Annotated in this window: 3 protein-coding genes; all 3 read right to left on the bottom strand. The window is 45.8% G+C overall.

Going from position 1 to position 3,383, the window contains the following annotated elements; genetic code table 11:
- On the bottom strand, positions 1-995 hold a 995-nt coding region (locus NZ772_16005; GenBank protein ID MCS6815059.1), incomplete at its 3' end, for a hypothetical protein.
- 554 nt (positions 996-1,549) lie between these two features.
- Positions 1,550-2,497 carry an AEC family transporter gene (locus NZ772_16000; protein ID MCS6815058.1) on the bottom strand — a complete coding sequence of 316 codons (948 nt, stop codon included), beginning with the start codon at positions 2,495-2,497 and terminating at the stop codon, positions 1,550-1,552.
- Positions 2,498-2,500: 3 nt separating this feature from the next.
- Entirely contained in the window at positions 2,501-3,304 is an 804-nt protein-coding gene (locus NZ772_15995; GenBank protein MCS6815057.1) for a serine/threonine protein kinase, read from the bottom strand.
- Positions 3,305-3,383: the final 79 nt, after the last annotated feature.

Genomic DNA, 3,383 nt, shown 5'->3' with positions numbered 1-3,383 from the left:
AAAAAATTCAACAATTGGCTACAAGCTTTGACCAGCAGCATGTCGTTGACTCGTTGCGAATTGCTATCAGGCAAAATATTTTTAAGCTGGTTATATAGCTGATCATTGAACCGACGTTTGCCATAGCTGGGTTCGATCGAGGTCACCAGATATTGATAGAGATCATCCTTAAATGATTGAAACGATATGCCTTGACTCGTGTGGGTAACGAACCGCTGGGCTAGGTCCTTATAGGTATTGGAGCCTTCGACTTTACCTGCAAATTGTTTCACAGCTAACACCAGGTCATGGTCATCCAGTAAGGTCGGATTTTTCACAGGCTGAATTAACTGTCGGGTTGCTCCGTTAGACGAGCGAGCTAGCTGTGCCCGCCGGACTCGGTAAGTTACATATTGAGTCAAATCAATTTCAAACTGGCGCTGAACCTGAGCTTGTAACTCTCGAATAGTTTGCTGATCCTCTCGGCGCGCACCATCTGTGAGTAAGCAATGTTCGTATAGATATGGATAGCGACGGATTAGCGTACCTAGAGGTTGAGTACTTATACTCACTGAATCAGCAGAGTAGCTCATCACTTGAGCCAATCGCCGCAACGCAGCATATTGCTCTGTCTGCGTAAATAGTGTTGTTAGCTCACGCAACCGCCGAATGGCCTTATGTCGAGAATAATCAGTTGGGGTCTTGGTAGGAACTCTCTCGAACAACCCAATAAGCTCAGGGATAGCTGCATGGTGAGAAGGTCGAGTTTGCCAGCGGTTAATCAAAATATGGCAACATCGATTCAAAACGAATTTAAAGTCCTGGTCAGCTTGTTTAGACAGTACGATCTGATCCACTAATTGGTGGATTTCTCGATGGACATAGCCATACCCATCAATAAATAGGCTACAAAAGTCACGCACTAGTTGATCTGGCGGATCCACTTCAACTTTTGACAACAGATGGTTATACAACTGCTGTTCATGGGTTAAAATCTCGCGACCACTGATATTCATCCAGCTTGTCACTTCAGTCTCAATACTCCTACGTCCGACCATCATGGACACATGGGAACACAAACACAGAAACAACACAGGTTGCAACAATGTGAGGACTGTCTATCCATTGCCGATAGCAAACTGTATCACCCTGAATCTTACTTCGACCAGCACTTTGGATTTTTATGCTAATAATGTCAAAATACCCGTAACTCTAGCATAGCCACCAGATTAGCAAACTTGCCACGCTACTTGAAACTGTCATGCTACTTTACTATCCAGTTTGTATCAGTTAGAAAAGTTGCACTCTGAGCTATGGAAAGTTACACCTCCCACTCTGTGCACACTTCTGTGCACACTAAAGTAGCCGTTGCTCGGCTCTCCCCATTGTTCACAGCTATCTACATAGCTAACGTCTAGTGCATTATGCTATGTAACGCACAGTAGCAGGAGCCTGCTTAATCAGTGTAGATTTTTGGCTGTGTCTAGTGATGTGACTGGTATCACCATGACAGATAGTTTGATGGTGCAAGATCTAGACCTGAAACAATTTAGTGACACCAAGCTGACAGTCAGTGAAATAGCCAAAGCCAAACTGGCAAAGTGATAAACAGCGCGATCGCGCCCAAGGCTATGGCAGTCACTGTTAGGCCCTGATCTAACCGATAGGCTTCTGATAACACAAGAGTGGCAAAAGCAGGTGGCATCCCTGCTTGCAATACAATCACCAATCGAGGGGTACCTGTTAGGCCAGTCATAGATAGCGCTAGTCCGATCGCCAGTGGTACTATCACCATCTTGATTAAGATACTAGCAGTTGCTGGTTTGATGTGGGTCCACGACGTTAAAGCACTCAATCTCATACCTGTTAACACTAGCGACAGTGCAACGCTTAACCAAGCAATTATCGTTAGGCTTTGCTCTAACTTGTTGGGTAGGGGCAGCGATCGAAAGCCATACCCAATCACAAAACTCCACAATGCAGGGTTATAGAGCAACGCCTGAGTGAGCCATCGTACTTGGGACTGGGATCCTTCCATTGCCCACGACACGTTACCTAGACGACTAGCCAATGCTGCACCCAACCCATAAGCCCCTAACGTTGTGCTTACTAGGTCATAGAACATTGCCCAGGCAAAATATTGTTCACCAGTCAGGCTCAGACTAACTGGGTAACCAATGTAACCCGTATTACCTACCATAGCTGCCAGTAAAAAGCTACCTTGGGTTGGCAACGGCAAGATTAGTTTTGTCTGCTGTTGTTGCCACTGAAGCCACATCCAAGCAATACTCATTCCAGAGAGAATAGCTACCCAACCAACCGCAGGAGCAATCCAAACAGAGCCAGATAAATCAGCCTTACGTAAGAAGGCTAGAATGCTGATAGGCACACCAACCCAGAACAGTGCCTGCCCCAAATAGTCGGCTGTAATTGTGGGAAGTGACTTACCTAGCCAGACTCCTACAAGTACTCCAGCTAGTAACTTTAGATAGAGTGGCAGCAGTGCTGACGCTATCATTACTTACATCATTAATACAGTCATCAGAGCAATCTGTGCCGATGGCAGACGAGTCAGTAAGTTTGGATCTGTCATGCGTTTCAACCAGTCCGCAAATTCAGTGCTGAGGTTAACAGCATCTTCAAACAAAATGCGGGCACCTTTACGTGGCAATTCAGAGATGTGGGTACCTGTTAGCGCTGTGATTAATGTTGTTCCTAAACTATAGAGATCAGAGGCAAATACAGGACTGCCAGCAAAGTGCTCTGGGGCAGTGTATTCATAACTGGCCATAATTTTTGAGCTACTGTCATCTAGGGTTGCTGCTGCTTGAATAGAGCCAAAGTCTAGCAGTGATACTTGCCCAACTGTGTTGTTTGAGTCTAGCTCTACAAGGACGTTACTAGGCTTAATGTTGCGGTGTAATACGGGCGGCGATAGCCCATGAAGATAAACCAAGGCATCAAGGGCATTCTTAGCAATTTGCTTAGCTTCTGACTCGGTAAACACTCGCCCTTGGCGGAGTAAATCTCTCATGTTACGGGCGGGAACGTAGGCTTGTACGATCGCAAACCCTTCAGCATTGCGGAGCGGATACCGAAAGGAGTCTATATAAACCGGAATAGCAGGATGGGACAGGGATCTTAGTGTTTCCATCTCCTGTTCATAACGAGCAATCATCGCTGCTTCTGAGGCATCTAAGCCTAAAATTTTGATCACAACTAGCCTGTCCATTTGCAGATCACGGCCTAAGAGGGTAAGCTGCTTCGCTTTTTTACCCAATTGCTTTTGTACTTCGTAGCGATCGTTCAATACTTTAACTGCCATATCTTTGCTCCGTGCCTAGTCGTCATTATCCCCTGATTCGCTAACCTACAGATGATGCGGGATACTTTCTCGTAAAACT

This window comes from Cyanobacteriota bacterium, from assembly GCA_025054735.1.
Lineage (GTDB): Bacteria > Cyanobacteriota > Cyanobacteriia > SKYG9 > SKYG9 > SKYG9.
This window is presented reverse-complemented; position numbering and strand designations above follow the sequence as displayed.

What these genes read in the sequence shown, in the direction of transcription:
- NZ772_16000 (MCS6815058.1), bottom strand. Translation starts at nt 2,497, where the DNA reads ATGATAGCGTCAGCACTGCTGCCACTCTATCTAAAGTTACTAGCTGGA.
- NZ772_15995 (MCS6815057.1), bottom strand. Translation starts at nt 3,304, where the DNA reads ATGGCAGTTAAAGTATTGAACGATCGCTACGAAGTACAAAAGCAATTG.